Here is a 22,006-nt window from a genome sequence, read left to right as displayed (position 1 = left end):
GTAGCAATGCTGGGCGGGGTTGCCTGCCGTGCGACACCGTGCCGCATTCGGGCGTGGCGCAGGTCGCGCACGCAGCGCGCGACATCATGCTAATGTCCCGGCTTCCAGCCTGTTCGACCTGCTCGATCTATCGGGCCAACGCAGCCAACCTGTCAAATTCGTGGAGATGTTCCGTATGCAAGTCAGAACCCGCGCCCTGCGCGCCGCCTCGATCGTCACCCTTGGGGTGGCCGGCCTGCTGACCAGCGCCCAGGCCATGGCCCAGGTCGATGTCAGCGACGCCTGGGTGCGCGGCACCGTACCGGCGCAGACGGCGTCGGGCGCCTTCATGACGATTCATGCGCATCAGGGCGCGAAGCTGGTCGGCGTGTCGTCGCCGCTGGGCAGCGCCGAGTTGCACGAGATGAAGATGGACAACAACGTGATGCGCATGCGTCCGATCGAGTCGCTGGACCTGCCGAAGATGCAGAACGTACAGCTCAAGCCGGGCGGCTATCACGTCATGCTCATGGGCCTGAAGCAGCAACTCAAGGCCGGCGATTCGGTGCCCATCACGCTGAAGATCGAGCAGAACGGCAAGGTGACGGAGCAGACGGTCAAGGCGCAGGTGCGCGACGTAGCGGCCCCGGCGCAGTCCGGCGGCCAGATGGACCACAAGCACTGAGCGGCAACGGCACCAAACGAAAAGGGGAGCAGACGCTCCCCTTTTTCATCCCCGCAGGCTGATCGCTGCGGTGTCTTCCTCGGTTTCCGTGGCGGCGGTGGCCGCCTGCTGCACGCGTTCGCGCAGCCAGGTGTGCCCCGGATCGGCATCGGCTTTTTCCGGCCAGATCATGCTGTAGGTGAAGCCGGGAATCGTGAACGGCGCCTCGAAGATCGCCAGCCGCTCGTCGGCCAGCGCCTCCAGCGTGCGCCGCGCGGCCGTCAGGACCATGTTGGTGCCGACGATCAACCCTGGTGCCACGCTCCACTGCTGCACCACGCAGGCAATCTTGCGTCGCCCGCCCAGTCGGGTGACAGCGGCGTCGATGGCCTCGCCGCGTTCCGTGGGACCGGTGACCAGCACATGGGAGCGCGCGAGGTAGGCCACGTGGTCCAGGCGTCCGGTGTCGCGCACGGTGGCGGCATCGACGGCGCAGGCGAAATCGTCGTTGAACAACGCGGCGGTGCGCACGCCCTCGGGTTCGAAGGAAAACGCACCCAGCGCGATATCGAGTTCGCCGTCGGCAATCTGCCCCGTCATCGATTCGCGGCTCGACTGCGTGACCACGAGGTCGATGTTCGGCGCGGCCTTGCGCACCGTGCGCAGCAGGCGCGGCAGCACCACCAGCGCGCCGTAGTCGGACATCGCCAGCCGGAACGTGCGACGTGCCGTGGCCGGCTGGAAGCCGCCGGGGCCCAGCAGGATGCGCACCTGCGCCAATGCCTCGGCCAGCGGACCGGCAAGCTCGTGGGCGCGCGGGGTGAGCACCAGCCCACCCTGGCCACGCACCAACAACGGATCGTCCAATAGCTGCCGCAGCCGCGCCAGCGAGTGGCTGACGGCAGGCTGGCTCAGCTGCAACCGCAGCGCGGCGCGCGAGATATGGCGTTCCGCCAGCAGCGCTTCCAGCACTACCAGCAGGTTCAGATCGATTCCGCGTAGGCTATTCATGCCGCGAATGTTAAACCGGAAATCGTTGCTTTTGTCATTCGCAACGTGCAAATCACCGGTAAACAACAAAAATTTTGGACGGGATTCAGAAGTGTCTCAATCTGGTGCGGATTCCCGACGCTGTTTGAGGCAGTCCGGACACAGGCAGTGCTGGTTGGCCACGATCTGGCGGGAGGGCAGCAGCGGCTGGCTGGCGCACCAGCATTCGGGCAGTCCGGCCACGAAACCGCAGACGAAGGGGGCTCCGCATGCACTGCAGCGTTCCACCGGGCGCAGTTGTCCAGTCAGGATCGTCGACGGATCGGTCATGGTCTGAAAGCGTTGTTGCAAAGCAGCGATTGCAATGCTGCCGCCGGTTTCTTGTAAAATCGGCGCCTGCCGTGGCCGGATGGCGCCTGCGGGGCACATCGTCCCGCTGTGGCCCTTGTGCCCGGCCGGTAGCCGCAACGCCGGCCTCGCCCGTATCGCCTACCAGGCGGACGGTTAATCATGATACCTGCTCCACATCACACGGAATGTCCGAAGCCATGAACGCTGACAATCCTGGGCCTGCCGCCACCACGGTTGCGGCCATCGCCCCCGCCCTCAAGGCCGAGATCCTCGCCGAGGCACTGCCTTACATCCGCAAGTTCCACGGCAAGACCATTGTGGTCAAGTACGGCGGCAATGCGATGACCGAGGAAAAGCTCAAGCACGGGTTCGCGCGCGACGTGATCCTGCTCAAGCTCGTGGGTATGAACCCGGTGGTGGTCCATGGCGGCGGTCCGCAGATCGACGAGGCGCTGAAGAAGGTCGGCAAGGTCGGCACCTTCATCCAGGGCATGCGCGTTACCGACGAAGAGACCATGGAAGTCGTGGAATGGGTGCTCGGCGGTGAAGTCCAGCAGGACATCGTCATGCTGATCAACCAGTACGGCGGCCAGGCCGTGGGCCTGACGGGCAAGGATGGCGGGCTGATCCGCGCCAAGCGCCTGCAGATGCCGGACCGCGAGAACCCGGGCACGTTCATCGATATCGGCTTCGTGGGCGATATCGAGGCCATCAACCCGGCCGTGGTCAAGGCGCTGCAGGACGACGCGTTCATCCCTGTCATCTCGCCGATCGGCTTCTCCGATGACGGCCAGGCCTACAACATCAACGCCGATGTGGTGGCGGGCAAGATGGCCGAGATCCTGAAGGCCGAGAAGCTCGTCATGATGACGAACATCCCGGGTGTGATGGACAAGAAGGGCAATCTGCTGACCGACCTGTCCGCGCGCGAGATCGAGGAACTGTTTGCCGATGGCACGATCTCGGGCGGCATGCTGCCCAAGATCTCGTCCGCACTGGATGCCGCCAAGAGCGGCGTTCACTCGGTTCACATCGTCGACGGCCGCATCGAACACTCGCTGCTGCTGGAAATCCTGACCGAACAGGCGTTCGGCACGATGATCCGCTCGCACTGAGTGCGCCACCGGGAGGCCCGCGCGGGCTTCCCGCTCCGCTTCCTGTCTCCCCTTGCATTCTCACAATCCAGGCGTGTTCATCCACCAGCCCTCCCGGCGACGGGGCAAGGCGCGCACGCGCGCGTGGCTCGACACGTCCGCGCACCGTCCGCGCCGGCATCTGCGGCGCGATGTCGCCGGTGACACGTCGGGTAGCACGGTCTGGCTGTTCGACCTCGACAATACGCTGCATGACGCCTCGCACGCCATCTTTCCGGCCATCAACGGGCTGATGACGGCATACGTGGCGCGTGTGCTGGGCTGCGACCTGGCCGAGGCCAGCCGACTGCGCGTGGACTACTGGCGACGCTATGGCGCCACGCTGCTCGGCATGATCCGCCACCATCAGGTGGACCCGGCTGATTTCCTGCGTGCCGCCCACGAGTTTCCGGACCTGGCAGACATGGTGCGCGTGCGGCGTGGCCTGGCGACGGCGTTGCGCCGGTTGCCCGGCCGCAAGATCCTGGTCACCAACGCGCCGCGCGACTATGCGCATGCGGTGATGGCTCTGGCGGGCATCGACCGCTGTTTCGAGCGCGTGGTGGCCATCGAGGACATGTGGGTCCACGGCCATCTGGGTCCGAAGCCGGACCGGCGCATGCTGCTGCGCCTGCTGGCGCAGGCGGGCGTGGCCGCGCATCGCGCGGTGCTGGTGGAGGACACGCTGTCGCACCTCAAGCACTATGCCGGCATGGGCATTCGCACGGCATGGGTCACCGGGTTCCTGCGGACGGTCTCGCCGTCGCGTCCGCATCCCATGGGGCCAGCGGCGGATGGCACGGCGCGCGACGCCGCCACGCGCCAGACCCTGGCCGCCGAAGATCGCCAGCACGCGGGACACGCGGCGCAGGAGCACGCCGTGACGCTTGTGGCGGCGGAAAGCCAGGACCCGGGCACCCCGGCGATAGCCCGGGCTGCGGCAACGGCGCCACAGACCGAGGCCGGCGCGGTGCCGGCAACGCGTGCGCGACTGGTCAATCGCCCGCGCTATGTGGACATAAAAGTACAATCGATGCATCAACTCCTAAAACAAAAGCGGAGAATCGGGTCATGACGCAAACCATCGCTCGACAGGCCGAGGCCCCAGTGCCTCCTGTCACATCGGTCGCCGATCCGGACGCGCCGGCGCGCAAGCGTCCGCGTCCCGGCGAACGCCGCATCCAGATCCTGCAGACGCTGGCTGGCATGCTCGAGCATCCGCGCGGGGAAAAGATCACCACGGCGGCGCTGGCCGCCAAGCTGTCGGTTTCCGAGGCCGCGCTGTATCGCCATTTCGCGAGCAAGGCGCAGATGTTCGAAGGGCTGATCGGCTTCATCGAGCAGACCGTGTTCGGGCTGATCAACCAGATCACCACGCAGGAAGAGCACGGCCTGCGCCAGTTGCAGGCCATCGTGCGCATGCTGCTGACGTTTGCCGAGAAGAATCCCGGCATGACGCGCGTGCTGACCGGCGAGGCGCTGGTGGGCGAGCACGAGCGCCTGCAGGAGCGCATCAACCAGATGGTGGACCGCATCGAGGCATCGCTGCGCCAGTGCCTGAAGGTGGCCGTCTCGCAGGCCGCGTTTCCGGCCGATGCGGACGTGTCCGGGCGCGTGGCGCTGATCATGGCCGCTGTGCAAGGCCACTGGCACCGCTACGCGAAGAGCGGCTTCCGCAAGCTGCCGGCTGAAAGCATCGACGCGCAACTGCGCGTGCTGCTGGGGTGAAAACCGTGCAGGGCGCAGGGTCGTGAGCACGGCCCGCGCTTTGCACTATAATGTGCGGGTCGCGCCGATTTGATGACTGGCTTGCGGGCGCGCGGCAGCCTGGGGAGTGTCCCCGGGACGCCAATATAAATGCGGCTAAAGAGGTTGGGTCGGTGCCTCGCGAATGACGTGTGACAGATGATGTCGATGTCGTCCACGCTCCAGCACCGGCACGCGGGACACCGCGAAAAGCCCGACTTGGCTGCGAATCCAACGCATATGCCGGTCGGGTTTTTTTATGCCTGCCATTTGCGCGGGCCCGCTCAATGACCGATGTCGCCCCTCCCGCTGGTGTCCTCGACGTGCCGACCGATTCGGTTGGCGTCGTCACGCCCCAGCGACTGCATTTCGACGAGCCGCTGAAGCTCCGCAACGGCACCCAGCTCGCCGGCTATGACCTGATGGTCGAAACCTACGGCACGCTCAACGCCGCTCGCAGCAATGCCGTGCTGGTGTGCCACGCACTCAATGCCTCGCATCATGTGGCCGGCATCGCCGCGGACAATCCGCGCGATATCGGCTGGTGGGACAACATGGTGGGCCCCGGCAAGCCGCTCGATACCAACCGCTTCTTCGTGATCGGCGTGAACAACCTCGGGTCGTGTTTCGGCTCGACCGGGCCGATGAGCATCAACCCGGCCACGGGCCAGCCGTACGGCGCGCTGTTTCCCGTGGTGACGGTCGAGGACTGGGTCAACGCGCAGGCCCGCGTGGCCGATCACTTCGGCATCACGCAGTTCGCGGCGGTGATGGGTGGCAGCCTGGGCGGCATGCAGGCGCTGGCCTGGAGCCTGATGTATCCGGAGCGGCTGCGCCATTGCATCGTGGTGGCGTCCACGCCCAAGCTGTCGGCGCAGAACATTGCGTTCAACGAGGTGGCGCGCAGTTCGATCCTGTCGGACCCGGACTTCCACGGCGGCAACTATTACGCGCACAACGTGAAGCCGAAGCGCGGCCTGCGCGTGGCCCGGATGATCGGCCACATCACGTACCTGTCCGACGAGGACATGGCCGAGAAATTTGGCCGGACGCTCAAGGCCGAGGACATCCAGTTCTCGTTCGACGTCGAGTTCCAAGTGGAGAGTTACCTGCGATACCAGGGCGACAAGTTCGCCGAGTACTTCGACGCGAATACCTACCTGCTGATCACGCGGGCGCTGGATTACTTCGATCCTGCGCTGACATTCGACGGCGACCTGACGCGGGCCATGGCGCAGACCAGTTCCAATTTCCTGGTGGTGAGCTTCAGCACGGACTGGCGTTTTGCGCCGAACCGCAGCCGCGAGATCGTCAAGGCGCTGCTCGACAACAAGCGCCGCGTGTCGTATGCGGAGATCGATGCCCCGCACGGCCACGACGCCTTCCTGCTCGACGATCCGCGCTATCACAACCTGATGCGCGCCTACTACGAACGCATTGCCGAGGAGATCGGTGCATGAACGCCGCCACCAATCCCAATATCCTCGCGCTGCGCCCTGACTTCCGCGCCATCGCGCGCTGGATCGAACCCAACTCCAGCGTGCTCGATGCCGGCTGCGGCGACGGCAGCCTGCTGCGCGTGCTGCAGGACGAACTGGACGTGCATGCCTATGGCATCGAGATCCGCGACGAGGGCGTGCTGGCCTGCGCGCAGAAGGGTGTTCACGTAATCCAGCAGAACCTGGAGGGTGGACTGGCACTGTTCGAGGACAAAAGCTTCGACACGGTGATCCTGTCGCAGACGCTGCAGACCATCCACAACACGGCCCAGGTGCTGCGCGACACGCTGCGCGTGGGGCGCGAATGCATTGTCTCGTTCCCGAATTTCGGTTACTGGCCGCATCGGCTGTCGGTATTCCGGGGCCGCATGCCGGTGTCGGAGTCGCTGCCGTACCAGTGGTACAACACGCCGAACGTGCGCGTGCTGACCATTGGCGATTTCGAGGAACTGGCGCCCAAGGTCGGCCTGCGCGTGCTGGATCGCGTGGTGATGCACGAAGGCGTGACCGTCAACTGGGGCGTGAACTGGCGCGGCAGCCTGGCCGTGTATCGCGTCACGGCGGTGTGACGATGGCGTAACGGAAGGGGCGTGGCGTAGCGACTAGCTTGACGCAACCCTCTGGCGGGCATACCGTACGGATTCATCGAACGACCGTACTATTTTCTGCCATGACGCAAGCGCCCCTCCATCCGCTCGATCACGCCCTGCAACTCGAACCCGCCGGCGAACACCGCTACCTGGGCCATACGAGCCAGGCTTACTGGAACATGATCGGCCCGTTTGGCGGTGCCACGGCGGCCGTGATGCTGCAGGCGGCGCTCGCTCATCCCGAGCGGCTGGGCGACCCCAGCGCGCTGACCGTCAACTTTGCCGGCCCGATTGCGGAAGGGCCGTTCGAAGTGGTGGCGCGTCCTTCGCGCACGAATCGCTCGACCCAGCACTGGCACCTCGAACTCCTGCAGAACGGCGAGATCACGACCACCGGCAGCGCCGTGTTCGCGGTGCGGCGCGAGACCTGGAATTGCGGCGAGGCGAAGATGCCCGAGGTGCCGGCGGCTGAGGGGCTGCCGCGCATGGGTGGGTTTGCGCCGGTCAAGTGGATCGGCAGCTACGACATGCGCGCCGTGCGTGGCGCCAAGCCCAACGCAGCGGCGGGTACTGAAAACCCGGACAGCCTGACGCAATTCTGGATTCGCGACGAGCCGGCGCGCACGCCCGACTATGCAGCCATTGCGGCCCTGTGCGACGCCTTCTACCCGCGCATCTTTCTCAAGCGCGCCGGGTTTGTGCCCGCCGGCACGGTGTCACTGACCACTTATTTCCACGCCGATGCCGCCACGCTGGCCGCGCTCGGTGATCGCCATGTACTGGGCAGCGCCCAGGCGCGCGTGTTTCGGCAGGGGTTCTTTGACCAGACGGCGGAGATCTGGAGTCCGGAAGGTGAGTTGCTCGCCACCTCCCATCAAATCGTCTACTACAAAGAATAATCAGGCAGTGCGCGCGCCAGCCACCGGCTCTGGCTCGCGCGCCTGCGCCTCGTAGCGGTGGACCGTGCGGCGCATCGCCCAGAGCAGGACCACGCCGGGCACGGCGGCCACGACGGTGCCGAGGTAGAACGGCGCCCAGCCCCAGGCTTCCACCATGTAGCCCGAGGTGGGACCCACGTAGACGCGTCCGATCGATGCCAGCGCGGACAGCAGCGCGTACTGCGTGGCCGAGAATGACCGGTTGCACAGCGTCATCAGCAACGCCACGAACGCGGCGGTGCCCATGCCGCCACACAGGTTCTCGATGGCGATGGTCGCGCCCATCGACCACAGGTGGGGCGGCGTGACCGACAGCACCCAGTAGCCGAGGTTGGAGACCGCCTGCAGGATGCCGAACAGCATCAGCGAGCGGTACAGGCCGAGCCGCACCATCAGCGATCCGCCGAACAGTGCGCCGATGATCGTCGCGGCCAGCCCGAGCGTCTTGTTGACGATGCCGACCTCGCCCGGATCGAAGCCCAGCCCGCGGATCAGGAAGGTGGTGGACAGGCTGCCGGCAAAGGCGTCGCCAAGCTTGTAGAGCACGATCAGCAGCAGCAGCCACCACGCGCCCTGACGGCCGAAGAAATCGCGCAGCGGACCGAACACCGCTTCTTCAAGTGTGCGCGGCGCGCGCGCTGGCACATCGGGTTCCGGCGCCCAGGCCAATGTCAACAGGCCGATGCCCATCAGCCCGGCCATGCACAGGTACATGTTCGACCAGCCCAGCACCCGATCCGCCAGATACAGTGCGAGCCCGCCGGACACCAGCATTGCCAGCCGATAGCCGAGCACCTTGATGGCCGCACCGAGTCCGCGTTCGCTCGGTCGCAGCACGTCGGTGCTGTAGGCATCGAACACGATGTCTTGCGAGGCCGACAGGAAGGCCACCAGCGTAGCCAGTGCGGCCAGTGCCCAGAGCGCCTGCTGTGGCGGACAGAACGCCATGGCAGCGATGCTTGCCATGAGGCCGAGCTGGGTCAGCAGCAGCCAGCCGCGCCGCCGTCCGAGCAACGGCGGCGTGTAGCGATCCATCAGCGGCGCCCACAGGAACTTGAAGATATAGGCTTGCCCGACCAGCGAGAAGAAGCCGATCGTCTTGATGTCGAGCCCTTCCACGGTCATCCACGCCTGCAACGTGCCGGAGGTCAGCGCCAGCGGCAGCCCCGAGGCGAAGCCGAGCGTGAGCATGGCGGCGAACCGGGGATTCCTGAAAAATTCGAGGTAAGTGAGGAGATTCATGTTGGGGAGGCGCAAAGGCTGGCGTGTATTATTGCATCACCCGTTCGCGCCGCCGCCACCTTTATCGTCCCCGACACCATGCGTCAGACCTGCTTGCGCGCCGCCCTGGCCGCTACGATTTTCGCGTTGGCGCTGCCTGCCATGGCACAGGGGGTGGCAGTGGTAGCCGCGCCCGACGACGGCGTGCGCGTGGAGCGCAACGACTCCCGCGTGCGGATGATCGTGCCGATGGAGGTGATCGACCAGCAGGCCGCCCGAGAGTACGAGCAGGTCCGGCAGGAAGCCATCGCCAAGAAAACCCTGCTCGGCGACGATCATCCCCAGGTGCAGCGCCTGCGCGAGATCGGCGTTCGCCTGCTGCCGCAGACCGTGCTCTGGAATCCGCGTGCCGGACGCTGGCCGTGGGAAATCAACGTGATCCGCTCGAAGCAGGTCAACGCCTTCTGCATGCCGGGCGGCAAGATGGCCGTCTATACCGGCCTGCTCGACGACCTCAAGCTGACCGATGACGAAGTGGCCATGGTGATGGGCCACGAGATCGCCCATGCGCTGGAGGAGCATGCCCGGCAGCGCGCAGCCCAGGCCGAGATCTCCAACCTGGGCGCCAACGTGGTGTCGCAACTGACTGGCTTCGGCAATCTCGGCAACATGGACATTGCCACGCGTGCCAAGGTGCTGTCGCTACGTTTCTCCCGCCGGGAGGAGACCGAGGCCGACCTGATCGGGATGGATATCGCCGCCCGCGCCGGCTACGACCCGCGCGCGGCCATCACGCTGTGGCGCAAGATGGGAACGGTGCTGCAGGCCGGGGACGAGTTCACGTCGACCCACCCGTCGGGCCGCAGCCGTATCGCCGTGCTCGAAGCCCACATGAACGAAGTGCTTCCGCTCTACGCGCAGGCCATGAGCATGCCGATGGACAAGCTGCCGATGCACCAGCCCAACATGGCCAACCTGGGCGGCGCCCCGGTGGATGCTGGCGACGAGGATCAGCGCAGTCCGCTGAAAAAGTAGGGCTCGGCCGCGCTCCATCGCCTGCGGCCACCCATGAAAAAACCGGCTCCTGGGAGCCGGTTTTTCTTTGCGCTGACGCCGTAGCGTCGACGGCATCGTCAGGCTTTCAGGCCAGCGGCCTCGTCGGCACCGAGTCGCACGTTCATGCACTGCACCGCCGCGCCGGCGGCACCCTTGCCCAGGTTGTCCAGGCGGGCCACCAGGTTCAGGTTGTTCTCGTTGCCGAACACGAACAGGTCCACGCGGTTCGTGTCGTTGCTCGCCTGCACGTCGAAAAAGCCGTGGTCGAGGTTCTCGTCGGCATTGAACGGATGCACGCGAACGAACTGCTCGCCTTCATAGTGCTTGCGGTAGATGTCGAGAATCGCCTCGGCATCGACCTTGCGCGACAGCAGCGACGGGAACACCGGCACCGTGACCGACAGGCCCTTGAGGAAGTTGCCGACGATCGGATTGAAGATCGGGGCCTGGGCCAGTCCGGCCTGCACGCGCATCTCGGGGAGATGCTTGTGCGAGAGACCGAGCGCGTACGGACGCGGGCTCATCAGCTTCGGGTTACCGCCCGCCTCGAACTCCGCAATCATCGACTTGCCGCCGCCGCTGTAGCCCGTCAGCGAAAATGCCGTGGCCGGGTAGTTGGCCGGCATCAGGCCCGCTTCCACCAGCGGACGCACCGCCATCACAAACGCGCTGGCGTGGCAGCCCGGCACCGCAATGCGGTTGCTGGCGCGGATCTTCTCGCGCTGCCCACGGGTCAGTTCGGGCAGGCCATAGGCCCAGTTGTCGGCCGTGCGGAACGCCGTGCTGGCGTCGATCACGCAAGTATCCGGGTTGGTCACCAGCGATACGGCCTCGCGCGAGGCCACGTCCGGCAGGCAGAGGAACGACACGTCCGAGGCATTCAGAAAGCGTGCGCGTTCCTGCGGATCCTTGCGCTTGTCATCGGCAATGCGCAGCAGCTCGACATCGCTGCGACCCGAGAGATAGTCAAGCAGCCGGAGACCGGTGGTGCCTTCCTGACCATCGACGAACACTTTGAAAACCATGGCGGACTCACTCTGAAAAATGCAAATGCGAAAAGTCTCACATCCCTGGGGGGCGAGATACCCCGCATTGTAACGAGGTTGGAGGCGGGTCGCAGGGTTTACGCCGAATTGGGACGCACCCCGGAACTTCCCCTCAAAGTCATCACGGCGCCACTTTCTTCACAACGGAAAGTCGTAGTCGATCGACAGTGGTGCGTGGTCGCTGAACTTCTCGTCCTTGTAGATCGCGCAGCCCTTGGCGGTGGCGGCAATCTTCGCGGTGGTCAGGTGGTAATCGATACGCCACCCGACGTTCTTGGCGTAGGCCTGTCCGCGGTTGCTCCACCATGTGTACTGGTCGGGCCGGGGGTCGAGCTGGCGGAAGACGTCCACATAGCCGTGGCTGTCGAACAGAGCACCGATCCACGCGCGTTCTTCGGGCAGGAAGCCTGAGTTCTTCAGGTTGCCCTTCCAGTTCTTGATGTCGATTTCCTTGTGCGCGATGTTGACGTCGCCGCACAGCACGATCTCGCGGCCGGTGGCCTTCAGCGCCAGCAGGTGGGGCAGGAAGGCTTCCATGAAGCGGAATTTCGCGAGCTGGCGCTCCTCGCCGCTGGAGCCGGATGGCACATAGACCGAAATCACGGCCAGGTGCGGATACTGCACCTCGACGTAGCGGCCTTCGGCATCGAATTCGGCGCAGCCGAATCCCGTGACGACCCGCTCGGGCTTGTGGCGCGTGTAGAGACCCACGCCGCTATAGCCCTTCTTCTCCGCATAGTGGAAGAAGCCGTGGTAGCCATGTGGCGCCAGGAACGCCTCGGTCATGTCGGCTTCCTGAGCCTTGAGTTCCTGCACGCAGACCATGTCTGCGTCCTGCTTGCCCATCCACTCGAAGAAGCCTTTCTTGGAGGCCGAGCGGATGCCGTTGAGGTTGGCGCTGATAATCCGTAACATCTCGGGAAATTTTGAAAATCAGAGAGAAAAGAATGACGCAGCAGACCACGCCGGACGACCTCAGCCAGTCCTTTATCCGCTTTGCACTGGATGCGGGCGTGCTGTCCTTCGGCGAGTTCGTGACCAAGGCCGGACGCAAGTCGCCGTATTTCTTCAACGCCGGCCTGTTCAACCAGGGCGCCATGCTGGGTCAGGTGGCGCAATTCTACGCGAAGACCCTGCTGGACTCGGGCGTGGAGTTCGACGTGCTGTTCGGACCGGCCTACAAGGGCATCACGCTGGCCTCGGCCACGGCGGTGGCGCTGGCCGGTATGGGTCGTGACGTCGGGTTTGCCTACAACCGCAAGGAAGCCAAGGACCATGGCGAGGGCGGCACGCTGGTGGGCGCCAAGCTGCGCGGCAAGGTGGTGATCGTGGACGATGTGATCTCGGCGGGCACCTCGGTGCGCGAGTCGATGCAGATGATCCGTGCGGCCGGCGCCGAGCCCGCTGCCGTGCTGATCGCACTGGACCGCATGGAAAAGAGCGGCACCGCCGACAACATCGGCACGCATTCCGCCGTGCAGGACGTACAGCGCGAATTCGGTGTGCCGGTGATCAACATCGCCTCGCTCAAGGACCTGCTGGCCTATCTGGATGCGTCGCAAGACCCCGCGCTCGGGAACTCCCGGGCCGCTGTGGCTGCCTACCGTGAGAAGTACGGCGTCTGACAGCACACAATACGACGGCCCCGCTTGGGGCCGTTTTCATTTCCAGGGATTCCAGGGAGCATCGGCGTGGCGAAGAATCGGCGGCAGGACGTGGCAGCGGTCAAGAAGCAGGTCGGCGCGCAGGGCGCACCCCCGCAGGATTCTTCCCCCGATGCCGCCACGCCGGCCAAGGCGAAACGCAGTGCAGCCAAAAGCGAATCGCTGCCGTTCACGCATTGCGCCCCCGATGCGCCGCCGCACACCGGCCCGGCCCACGAGGCCTATGCCATCCGCGCGCTGGTGCTGCAGGGTGGCGGGGCGCTCGGCTCGTATCAGGCGGGCGTCTACCAGGGACTGTCGGAAGGCGGCATCCATCCGAACTGGGTGGCGGGAATTTCCATCGGCGCACTGAATGCGGCCGTGATCGCCGGCAATCCGCCTGAAACACGTGTGGCGCAACTGCGCGCGTTCTGGGAGTACATCTGCGCCCAGCCGTGGTTGCCCGGTTTGCCGCTCGATCTGCTGACCGAGGCCGCGCCGATGTGGCCCGAGCCGATGCGTATCTGGTTCGATAGCGTCAACGCAGCGCGGGCATTGGTGGAGGGGCAACGCGGCTTCTTCACACCACGCGCCGTGACGGACCTCTGGGCGCGCCGCGACGATCCGGGCAGTGCCAGCTACTACGACACCGCGCCGCTCAAGGCCACGCTGGAGCGCTTTGTCGATTTCGACCGCGTGAACCGCTCGAAAGAGATGCGTGTCTCCGTGGGCGCGGTCAACGTGAAGACCGGCAACTTCGCCTACTTCGACAACACGCGCATGACGCTGCGGGCCGAGCATTTCATGGCGTCGGGAGCCTTGCCGCCGGGCTTTCCGGCCGTGGAGATCGATGGCGAGTACTACTGGGATGGCGGGCTGGTGTCGAATACGCCCTTGCAGGAAGTGCTGGTGGCCCAGCCGCGCAAGGATGCGCTGATCTTTCAGGTCGATCTGTGGAGCGCGCGCGGCAAGCTGCCGCACAACCTGCTGGACGTGGCCGAGCGCCAGAAGGACATCCAGTATTCCAGCCGCACGCGGGCGATCACCGACGTCATGCGCGAGCAGCAGAACTATCGCCGCATGTTGAGCGAGGTGATGGCGCTGGTGCCACCGTCGAAGCGCGACGATCCGTGGTTCAAACGCGCGGCCGATCATGCCTGCGACGCGCGCCGCAACGTGATCCAGCTGATCTATCGCGACAAATCGTTCGAGGGCAGCGCCAAGGATTACCAGTTCGGTGTGCTGACGATGCACGAGCACTGGTCGAGCGGCCTCGACGATATCCGCGACACGCTCAAGCATCCGCACTGGCTCGCGATGCCGGGGCCGGAACGGCCCTTCGTCACCCATGACGTGCATCGCGGGAACGGAGATACCTGAGCGTCGGGCTTACTCCACCACGAGCTTGGCCAGTTCCGGCTTTGGCGGCGGATACTCCGGCTTGAGCTGGGCGAAGACCGCGCGCAGGATCTCTGCCACCATCAGGTTACGGTGCGTCTTGGAATTGGCCGGCACGATGTACCACGGATTGGCGGGCGTGGCCGTGGCGGCGATGGCCGCTTCATAGACGCGCTGGTACTCATTCCAGAACTTGCGTTCGGCCAGGTCCTGCGCGTCGAATTTCCAGTGCTTCTGCGGATCGCCGATACGCTGCTCCAACCGATCCTTCTGCTCGTCCTTCGATATGTGGAGAAAGCACTTGACGATGGTCGTGCCGGTCTCCGTGAGCATCTGCTCGAACGCGCGGATCTGCTGATAGCGCCGCGCGCATTCGGCATCGTCGATCCAGCCGTGCACGCTCGTGATCAGCACGTCCTCGTAATGGCTGCGGTTGAAGACGACGATTTCGCCCTTGCGCGGCACCTGCGCATGCACGCGCCACAGGTAGTCGCGCGCCAGTTCCTCGGCAGTCGGCGCCTTGAAGCTGACCACGCGTAGCCCGAGCGGATCGAAGCTGCGGAAGACACCGCGCACAGTGCCATCCTTGCCACTGGTATCCATGCCTTGAAGGATGACCAGCAGCTTGCGCGAGTGCTCGGCGTAGAAGATGTCCTGCTGCTTGTCGAGCCAGTCCGAGATTTCGGTTACACGCGCCTGGTCGATGGCCTTGGTGCTGCCAGAGAGTGGCTTGGACTTGGGATCGAAGGATTCCAGCTTGAAAGACTTGCCGGAGGTAATGCGGAAATCGTCCAGATTCATGGGCTCTCCGAGAACGGGGCCGGGCGGCCCCGCGTTCCTCATGACCTCCCGGAACGTGCGGGAGGCAAGCCCTCATGGTCAGGCAGGCAGCATGGCCAGGTCAATAGACCCTTCGAATACCGTCGTGGCCGGACCAGTCATCTGCACCGGCTGGCCCACGCCATCCCAGGCGATGGTCAGGTCGCCGCCATGCGTATGGACCTTGACCGGAGAGTCGAGCAGGCCACGATGGATGCCCGCCACCACCGCCGCGCAGGCGCCGGTGCCGCAGGCCAGCGTTTCACCGGCGCCGCGTTCGAATACGCGCAGCCGGATGGTCTGGCGGTTCACGATCTGCATGAAGCCGGCATTGACGCGGTTTGGGAAGGTCTTGTGATGCTCGATCACGGGGCCATCCTGCAGCACCGGGAACTGTTCCACATCCTCGACGACCTGCACCGCATGCGGATTGCCCATCGATACGGCGGAGATCCATGCCGTACGGCCGTTGACCTCCAGGCCGTAGAGCGTGTCGCTGCCCTCGGTGCGCGTGGGCAGGCCGGCTGGCACGAACGGCACGCGGGCAGGCGTCAGTTCGGGCGCGCCCATGTCCACGGTCACCTGGCCGTCATCCTGCAGCGTCAGCGTGATGATGCCGTTCATGACTTCCACGCGCACCGTGCGCTTGTCGGTCATGCCCTTCTCGCTGACAAATCGCACGAAGCAGCGCGCGCCGTTGCCGCAGTGCTCCACCTCGCCGCCATCGTTATTGAAGATGCGGTAGCGGAAATCGACATCGTCGCGCTCGGATTTCTCGACGATCAGGATCTGGTCCGCGCCGATGCCGAAATGCCGGCTGGCCAGCGCGCGCCACTGGGCGTCGGTCAGGTCGAGCTTCTGGTGGATGCCGTCCAGCACGATGAAATCATTGCCGGCGCCATGCATTTTGGTGAACTGGAGTTTCATGCTCGGCATTGTAATCAGTAGATGTCAGGTTCGCCGGGCGGCCGGTGCTTGAAGCGTTTGTGCACCCAGTAGTAATCCGCCACACGCGGGCGGATCGCATCCTCGAAGAATTGGTTCATGCGGCGCGTATCTTCCGTGACGCTCTCGCCGGGATAGTTGTCCCAGGCCGGCAGAATGTGCAGCACATAGCCCTTGTAGTCGGGCAACTGCTCCGTGTAGATCGGCACCACCTGTGCGCCGGAGGCGCGGGCCAGGCGTGATACCACGGTCAGCGTCAGCGCCGGCGCGCCGAAAAACGGGATGAATTCGGAGTCGCGCGGGCCGAAATCCATGTCGGAGATCAGTTGAAGCGCCTCGCCTTGCTTGAGCACGCGCAGGATGCTACGCGCGCTGTCATTGCGCGAAATCATGTTGGCGCCAAAGCGCCCCCGGGCGACCTTGAGGAAGTTGTCGAACAGTTCGTTCTTCTGCACCGTGTACAGCGAGGCACCCGAGCGGCCCACAGTGTCGCGCAGATGCATCGTCAGGCGGATGGCACCGGCTTCGAGGCCGGATAGATGCGGCGTGACAAGAATGTGCGGCGTGCCGTCGAGCGCGGGAAGGTTGGCCTGATCGTCGATCTGCACGAGGCGGCGCATCTTGTCCTCTCCGCACGTCCAGAAAATGCCGCCTTCGGCCAGGCTGCGAAACACCTTGCGGAAGGTTTCGTGCGACATGGCTTCGATTTCCGCAGCAGATTTTTCCGGAAAGCACAGGCGCAGGTTGGCGCGTACGACCTCGCGGCGCGAACTGGGAATCCGGTACAGCAGGCTGCCCAGCGCCTCGCCGAAACGGGCGACAAAGGAATACGGAAGCTTGCCCAGCAAGGTCAGCAGACCGATACCGAGCGAGGTAAATATGCGGCTCATCAATGATTTTGGGTCGTGGTGTCGGGCGAAACTGGCGCGGAGGCCATCGTTGCCGGTGGCGGTTCGGCGCCACCTGGTTGCTTGTAGCGGTTATAGCCCCACAGGTACTGGGTCGGATCGATCTTGATCAAGTCTTCGATGGCGGCGTTGATCGTGGCCGATGCGGCGGCGGGGTCGTCGGGCAGCCTGCCGTTGTCGCCGAGCACGCGCACATGGCCGCGATAACCCTGCCCGTGCGGCAGCCGTTGCGCATAGATCATGACCACCGGTGCGCCGGTCAGTTGCTGCAAACGATGGACCAGCGTCATCGAATAAGCCGGCTTGCCATAGAACGGCGCCCAGGTGCCCTCACCACCACTCGGTACCTGATCGGGAAGAATGCCGAGGGCCTCGCCGCGCTTGAGCGCCTTGACCAGCATGCGCACGCCGCGCGGAGTGGCGGGCGCCATGGCCAGGTTGGGCCGGGTGCGCATGCGTTCGACAAACTCGCGCAGCCAGGGCTGGTGCGGCGGCTTGAACAGGCAGGTAATGGGACGGAGCCGGGCGTGCGAGAGCGGCAGGATCTCGAAACAGCCCAGGTGCGGCGTGGTGAGAATCAGGCCGTTGCCCTGACTCTGGAGCCGGTCCATCTCGGGCCAGAGGTGATCGTCGAAGCAATCGGTCCGCACGGTGATCGACTTGCGGCTCCAGAAATACGGCATCTCGACGATGAGGCGGCCAGTATGGCGCGCGGCCTCCGCGATCATGGCATCGGTGGCGTCGGGGTAGGCGTGGCGGAAGTTCTCCACGAGCCGCCGCCCATAGCGGCCGGGGAGCCGGGCCGCCAGCAGTCCCAGCGCGCCGCCAATGGCGTGCAGGACGCGCAGGGGCAAGCGGGAAATGAGCCAGAAGATAAAGGTCATGAGGGAGAAAGGGGAAATCGATCCCGGGATGAATCTTGTGTAATCGTCTCGTACATCACGTCGCGTGATCGGCAGGGCGCTGCCAAACTTCAGCCCTGAATCGAGCCGAATAACGTCCGGTATGGGCGCCTGCTTGCTCGATTGGACCCGATGCAGCATCCCCGGTCGCGGCGTATAATACCGCCCATCGCCGAGTTAACTGACAACTTGCGGGGCGATACCGCTCGATAAGAGTGGCCTAAATACCGCTAAAGCGTCGCCGCACGGTTTTCAGGGTGGCGCGCAATAGCCACATAGCCAACCTGGAGAACCTAGATCGTGTCGAACGATTTCCTCTTTACTTCGGAATCTGTCTCCGAAGGCCATCCCGATAAAGTAGCCGACCAGATTTCGGACGCCATCCTGGACGCCATCCTGGCTCAGGACAAGTATTCGCGTGTGGCTGCCGAGACGCTTTGCAACACCGGTCTGGTCGTGCTGGCGGGTGAAATCACCACGACTGCGAACGTCGACTACATCCAGGTCGCACGCGACACCATCAAGCGCATCGGCTACGACAACACCGACTACGGCATCGACTACAAGGGCTGCGCCGTGCTGGTGGCCTATGACAAGCAATCCCCGGACATCGCCCAGGGCGTGGATCGCGCCTCGGACGACTACCTGAACCAGGGTGCTGGCGACCAGGGCCTGATGTTCGGCTACGCCTGCGACGAGACCCCGGAACTGATGCCGTTCCCGATCTATTACTCGCACCGCCTGGTCGAGCGCCAGTCGCAACTGCGCCGTGACGGCCGCCTGCCCTGGCTGCGTCCGGATGCCAAGTCGCAAGTGACGGTGCGCTACGTGGACGGCCGTCCGCACAGCGTGGACACCGTGGTGCTGTCGACCCAGCATCACCCGGACGTCACGCAAGCCCAGATCCGCGAAGCCGTGATCGAGGAAATCATCAAGCCGGTGCTGCCGGCCGAGATGCTCAAGGAAACCAAGTTCCTGGTGAACCCGACCGGCCGTTTCGTGATTGGCGGCCCGCAAGGCGATTGCGGTCTGACCGGCCGCAAGATCATCGTCGATACGTACGGTGGTGCTTCGCCGCACGGCGGCGGCGCGTTCTCGGGCAAGGACCCGTCGAAGGTGGACCGCTCGGCGGCCTACGCTGCCCGCTATGTGGCCAAGAACATCGTGGCCGCGGGCATTGCGCGCCAGTGCCAGGTGCAGGTCAGCTACGCCATCGGCGTGGCGCGTCCGATCAACGTGACCGTGTACACGGAAGGCACCGGCAAGATCTCCGACGAGAAGATTGCCGAACTGGTGCAGGAACACTTCGACCTGCGTCCGAAGGGCATCGTCCAGATGCTGGACCTGCTGCGCCCGATCTACGAGAAGACCGCTGCCTACGGCCACTTTGGCCGCGAAGAGCCGGAATTCTCGTGGGAAGCGACCGACAAGGCCGCCATCCTGCGCGCTGCCGCCGGCCTGTAAGTCTCCGGGCTCCGGCCCCATGAAAGAACCCCGCCGGTCCTTGCGGATCGCGCGGGGTTTTTTGTTGGTCTCGCATCACATGTTGGTGGGGCGTCAGGCGAGTTAGAATCCGGCCATCCCAAGAGAAACCGATCAAGCGGAATTGCCATGTCCCTGGACCTGATCCGTACCCAGCCCTATACCGAGTGGTCGCCCGAGGTGTCGCCGGAAACGCGTGCGACGCTGCGCCGCGAGCTGGAGCAGGGCGCCGTGCTGTATTTCCCGAATCTCGATTTCAAGTTCACGCCGGGCGAGGAACGCTTTCTCGATCCGCGCTACTCGGATGGCAAGTCGAAGAACATCAACCTGCGCGCCAACGAGACGGCGGTGCGCGGCGCGGCAGGCACCGAACAGGACCTGACCGATCTGTACAACCTGATCCGCCGCTATGCGGAATCCAGCGAAGCACTGATCCACGCGCTGTTTCCCGAATACGCGGGACACATGACACGTGCGGGCACGTCGCTGCGCCCGAGCGAGATCGCCGGCCGGCCCGTGAGCTGGCGCAAGGACGATACGCGGCTGCACGTGGATTCGTTCCCGTCCAATCCGATGCTCGGCAAGCGCCTGCTGCGCGTGTTCCATAACATCGATCGCGAAGCCCCGCGCGTGTGGCGAGTGGGTGAGCCGTTTGGCGATTTCGCGAAGCATTTCGTGCCGAAGACGCATGGCATGTGGCCGGGCCAGGCATGGCTCATGAAGACGTTGCACATTACCAAGCGCACGCGCAGCGAGTACGACCATCGCATGCTGCAGCTGCACGATCTGGCCAAGGCCGATCTCGACTACCAGAAATCCGTGCCGCAGCAGGAATTCCATTTCCCGCCAGGCGCCACGTGGATCGTGTTCAGCGATCAGTTGCTGCACGCGGCGATGCGCGGCAAGGCGATGATGGAACAGACGATCTATCTGGACCCGGCAGCAATCGGGGATCGCACGCATTCGCCGGAGGCGGTGTTGTCGCGGATGCTGGGGAGGCAGATGGTGGAGGCTTGAGTCTTTGCTATCCCGCCCGGCTTTTACTCCCCTCTCGCTTGGTTTTTACTCCCCTCTCCCGCAAGGCGGGAGAGGGGAGCAAACAATGGGGAAGAGCGAAGCACTTACCCCATCAACATCTTCACCATCCGCTCGAACCGCTTTCCATACGGCGCCTTCAACAGCCCCGCGCCATTCAACCCCGCCTGATAAAACACCGGCTTGATCTTCGAGAACGTCTCGAAGCCGGCCTGTCCGTGATACGCGCCCATGCCGCTGGGGCCGACGCCGCCGAACGGCAGGTTGTCCTGGGCGATATGGAAGAGCGTGTCGTTGACGGTCACGCCGCCGGCCACAGTCTGGCGCATCACGTGGTCCACCACATCGCCGTTCTTGTCGAATACATACAGCGCCAGCGGGCGCGGGCGGGCGTTCACGAAGCCGATGGCGTCGTCGATGTTGCGGTACGTCACCACGGGCAGGATCGGCCCGAAAATCTCCTCCTGCATCGCCTGGGTATCGACGGGCACATCGGTCAGCAGCACGGGCGGCAGGCGGCGCGCGGCAGCATCGGGCGCGGCGTCGGTCAGCGGCACGACGCGCGCGCCGGAGCGGGCGGCGGCCTCGATCATCTCGGCCAGGCGCGCAAAATGGCGCGGGCTGATGATGCTGGTGAAGTCGGGGTTGCGTGCGATGTCGGGATAGAGCCGGGCCACGCAGCGGCGCGCGGCTTCGACAAAGCGCTCCTGCTGGTCAGCCGGCACGAGCACGTAGTCAGGCGCGATGCAGGTCTGGCCGGCGTTGAGCAGCTTGCCGACCAGGATGCGTTCGACCGCCCGCTCGAAATCGGCACCCGGCCCGATGATGGCGGGCGATTTGCCGCCCAGTTCCAGCGTCACCGGTGTCAGGTTGGCGGCGGCGGCTTTCATCACGTGGTGGCCGACGTTGGTCGAACCCGTGAACAGCAGATGATCGAACGGCAGCGCGCTGAACGCAGCGGCTACCTGTGCATCGCCGTTGACGACAGTCACCTCGTCCGGCGCAAAGGTGGTCTGCACCAGTTTCGCGAACAACTCGGAAAAACGCGGCGTGAACTCCGATAACTTGATCATCGCCCGGTTGCCAGCCACGAGGGCGCCGGCCAGCGGACCGATCGCCAGGTAGAGCGGATAGTTCCACGGCACGACGATCCCGACCACGCCGAGTGGTTGCGGCATCAACCGCGATTTGGCTGGCAGGAACCAGAGCCCGGTCTTCACGCGACGCACGCGCATCCAGCGCTTGCCGTGGCGCAGCGCATCGTCGATGCCGGCCAGGCTCGGGAATACCTCCAGCAGCGCGGTTTCCTGACGGGGACGATTCGTGAAATCGGCGCTAATTGCCGCGGCGATGGCTTCGTGGTTGTCGCGCACCAGCCGCTTGAGCCGCCGCAGCCGGTCTGCCCGGATTTCCCATGGCGGCGTCTGGTCGTGGCGCGAGGCGGCGCGCATGGCGTCGAACACCGTCGACATGGCGGGGACTTCTCTCATTGGCGCTGTCTCCTTCCTGGAATCGTGGGTCCGTGACGTCTGGTCCATGGGCCATCGGGCACCATAAGCCAGCCCGCCCGTTATATCAATGGAGGACTTCTCCCAAACGCCCCGGTCGGGCATTGGGTGGGGCAGCACGCCGATGCGGGGTTGCACTGCTTCACCAGCCGG

22 protein-coding genes are annotated in these 22,006 nt (G+C 64.8%); 12 read left to right on the top strand and 10 right to left on the bottom strand.

Features of this window, described 5'->3' with window-relative positions:
* The first annotated feature begins 175 nt into the window (after positions 1-175).
* Positions 176-664, top strand: coding sequence for a copper chaperone PCu(A)C (locus FFS21_RS03580; protein ID WP_137923571.1), 489 nt, complete (start codon positions 176-178; stop codon positions 662-664).
* A gap of 45 nt (positions 665-709) precedes the next feature.
* Here FFS21_RS03580 and FFS21_RS03575 read toward each other — a convergent pair whose 3' ends face one another.
* Together FFS21_RS03575 and FFS21_RS03570 are read right to left on the bottom strand one after the other, a co-directional pair.
* Complete coding sequence (locus tag FFS21_RS03575) at positions 710-1,654, bottom strand: LysR family transcriptional regulator (RefSeq protein ID WP_137923570.1); 945 nt, start codon at positions 1,652-1,654, stop codon at positions 710-712.
* A 96-nt stretch (positions 1,655-1,750) separates the two neighbouring features.
* Positions 1,751-1,963, bottom strand: a complete 213-nt coding sequence (locus FFS21_RS03570; protein WP_137923569.1) for a cysteine-rich CWC family protein — start codon at positions 1,961-1,963, stop codon at positions 1,751-1,753.
* A 218-nt stretch (positions 1,964-2,181) separates the two neighbouring features.
* Here FFS21_RS03570 and argB point away from each other — a divergent pair, with 218 nt between their 5' ends.
* The 6 genes from argB (at position 2,182) to FFS21_RS03540 (ending at position 7,851) form a co-directional block, all read left to right on the top strand.
* Entirely contained in the window at positions 2,182-3,099 is a 918-nt protein-coding gene (argB, locus tag FFS21_RS03565) for an acetylglutamate kinase (protein WP_130392044.1), read from the top strand.
* 73 nt (positions 3,100-3,172) lie between these two features.
* Positions 3,173-4,192, top strand: a complete 1,020-nt coding sequence (locus FFS21_RS03560; RefSeq protein ID WP_137923568.1) for a pyrimidine 5'-nucleotidase — start codon at positions 3,173-3,175, stop codon at positions 4,190-4,192.
* On the top strand, positions 4,189-4,845 hold the full coding sequence (gene slmA / locus FFS21_RS03555) for a nucleoid occlusion factor SlmA (protein WP_137923567.1): 657 nt from the start codon (positions 4,189-4,191) through the stop codon (positions 4,843-4,845). The genes FFS21_RS03560 and slmA overlap by 4 nt, the downstream gene beginning before the upstream one ends.
* Positions 4,846-5,150: 305 nt before the next feature.
* A complete protein-coding gene (metX, locus tag FFS21_RS03550) occupies positions 5,151-6,323 on the top strand; it encodes a homoserine O-succinyltransferase MetX (RefSeq protein ID WP_137923566.1) in 1,173 nt (390 codons plus the stop codon).
* Positions 6,320-6,931, top strand: a complete 612-nt coding sequence (gene metW, locus FFS21_RS03545; RefSeq protein ID WP_130392048.1) for a methionine biosynthesis protein MetW — start codon at positions 6,320-6,322, stop codon at positions 6,929-6,931. Before metX ends, metW begins: the two co-directional genes overlap by 4 nt.
* Before the next feature lie 101 nt (positions 6,932-7,032).
* Entirely contained in the window at positions 7,033-7,851 is an 819-nt protein-coding gene (locus FFS21_RS03540; protein WP_137923565.1) for an acyl-CoA thioesterase, read from the top strand.
* Here FFS21_RS03540 and FFS21_RS03535 read toward each other — a convergent pair whose 3' ends face one another.
* Entirely contained in the window at positions 7,852-9,132 is a 1,281-nt protein-coding gene (locus FFS21_RS03535) for a muropeptide transporter (RefSeq protein WP_137923564.1), read from the bottom strand.
* Positions 9,133-9,210: 78 nt separating this feature from the next.
* Between FFS21_RS03535 and FFS21_RS03530 the strand changes: the two genes are divergently transcribed.
* Positions 9,211-10,146, top strand: coding sequence for a M48 family metallopeptidase (locus tag FFS21_RS03530; RefSeq protein WP_137923563.1), 936 nt, complete (start codon positions 9,211-9,213; stop codon positions 10,144-10,146).
* A gap of 98 nt (positions 10,147-10,244) precedes the next feature.
* Here the strand turns inward: FFS21_RS03530 and argC are convergent, their stop codons facing one another.
* Positions 10,245-11,192 carry an N-acetyl-gamma-glutamyl-phosphate reductase gene (gene argC, locus FFS21_RS03525; protein ID WP_137923562.1) on the bottom strand — a complete coding sequence of 316 codons (948 nt, stop codon included), beginning with the start codon at positions 11,190-11,192 and terminating at the stop codon, positions 10,245-10,247.
* Between the two features lie 159 nt (positions 11,193-11,351).
* A complete protein-coding gene (locus FFS21_RS03520) occupies positions 11,352-12,128 on the bottom strand; it encodes an exodeoxyribonuclease III (protein ID WP_137923561.1) in 777 nt (258 codons plus the stop codon).
* A gap of 32 nt (positions 12,129-12,160) precedes the next feature.
* Here FFS21_RS03520 and pyrE point away from each other — a divergent pair, with 32 nt between their 5' ends.
* On the top strand, positions 12,161-12,838 hold the full coding sequence (gene pyrE, locus FFS21_RS03515; protein ID WP_137923560.1) for an orotate phosphoribosyltransferase: 678 nt from the start codon (positions 12,161-12,163) through the stop codon (positions 12,836-12,838).
* A 66-nt stretch (positions 12,839-12,904) separates the two neighbouring features.
* Complete coding sequence (locus tag FFS21_RS03510) at positions 12,905-14,236, top strand: DUF3734 domain-containing protein (RefSeq protein WP_249359097.1); 1,332 nt, start codon at positions 12,905-12,907, stop codon at positions 14,234-14,236.
* A 9-nt stretch (positions 14,237-14,245) separates the two neighbouring features.
* Here the strand turns inward: FFS21_RS03510 and FFS21_RS03505 are convergent, their stop codons facing one another.
* The 4 genes from FFS21_RS03505 to FFS21_RS03490 all read right to left on the bottom strand — a co-directional run bounded on the left by FFS21_RS03505 (position 14,246) and on the right by FFS21_RS03490 (position 17,810).
* The gene (locus FFS21_RS03505; RefSeq protein ID WP_137923559.1) at positions 14,246-15,055 is read right to left on the bottom strand and encodes a PPK2 family polyphosphate kinase; all 810 of its coding nucleotides are present in this window, start codon (positions 15,053-15,055) and stop codon (positions 14,246-14,248) included.
* A 78-nt stretch (positions 15,056-15,133) separates the two neighbouring features.
* Positions 15,134-16,000: a diaminopimelate epimerase gene (dapF, locus tag FFS21_RS03500; RefSeq protein WP_137923558.1), complete on the bottom strand. Its 867-nt coding sequence runs from the start codon at positions 15,998-16,000 to the stop codon at positions 15,134-15,136.
* A gap of 14 nt (positions 16,001-16,014) precedes the next feature.
* Positions 16,015-16,908, bottom strand: coding sequence for a lipid A biosynthesis lauroyl acyltransferase (locus FFS21_RS03495; protein ID WP_237380003.1), 894 nt, complete (start codon positions 16,906-16,908; stop codon positions 16,015-16,017).
* Positions 16,908-17,810, bottom strand: a complete 903-nt coding sequence (locus FFS21_RS03490) for a lysophospholipid acyltransferase family protein (RefSeq protein WP_137923556.1) — start codon at positions 17,808-17,810, stop codon at positions 16,908-16,910. Before FFS21_RS03490 ends, FFS21_RS03495 begins: the two co-directional genes overlap by 1 nt.
* A gap of 318 nt (positions 17,811-18,128) precedes the next feature.
* On the opposite strand from FFS21_RS03490, the gene metK reads away from it, so the two are divergent.
* Complete coding sequence (gene metK, locus FFS21_RS03485; RefSeq protein WP_137923555.1) at positions 18,129-19,292, top strand: methionine adenosyltransferase; 1,164 nt, start codon at positions 18,129-18,131, stop codon at positions 19,290-19,292.
* 147 nt (positions 19,293-19,439) lie between these two features.
* Complete coding sequence (gene kdoO / locus FFS21_RS03480) at positions 19,440-20,327, top strand: Kdo hydroxylase KdoO (protein WP_171020315.1); 888 nt, start codon at positions 19,440-19,442, stop codon at positions 20,325-20,327.
* 104 nt (positions 20,328-20,431) lie between these two features.
* Here kdoO and FFS21_RS03475 read toward each other — a convergent pair whose 3' ends face one another.
* Complete coding sequence (locus tag FFS21_RS03475; protein ID WP_137923553.1) at positions 20,432-21,835, bottom strand: coniferyl aldehyde dehydrogenase; 1,404 nt, start codon at positions 21,833-21,835, stop codon at positions 20,432-20,434.
* Positions 21,836-22,006 lie beyond the last annotated feature (171 nt).

Source organism: Cupriavidus sp. 2SB (genome assembly GCF_005503625.1).
In the GTDB taxonomy this organism is placed as follows: domain Bacteria; phylum Pseudomonadota; class Gammaproteobacteria; order Burkholderiales; family Burkholderiaceae; genus Cupriavidus.
This window is presented reverse-complemented; position numbering and strand designations above follow the sequence as displayed.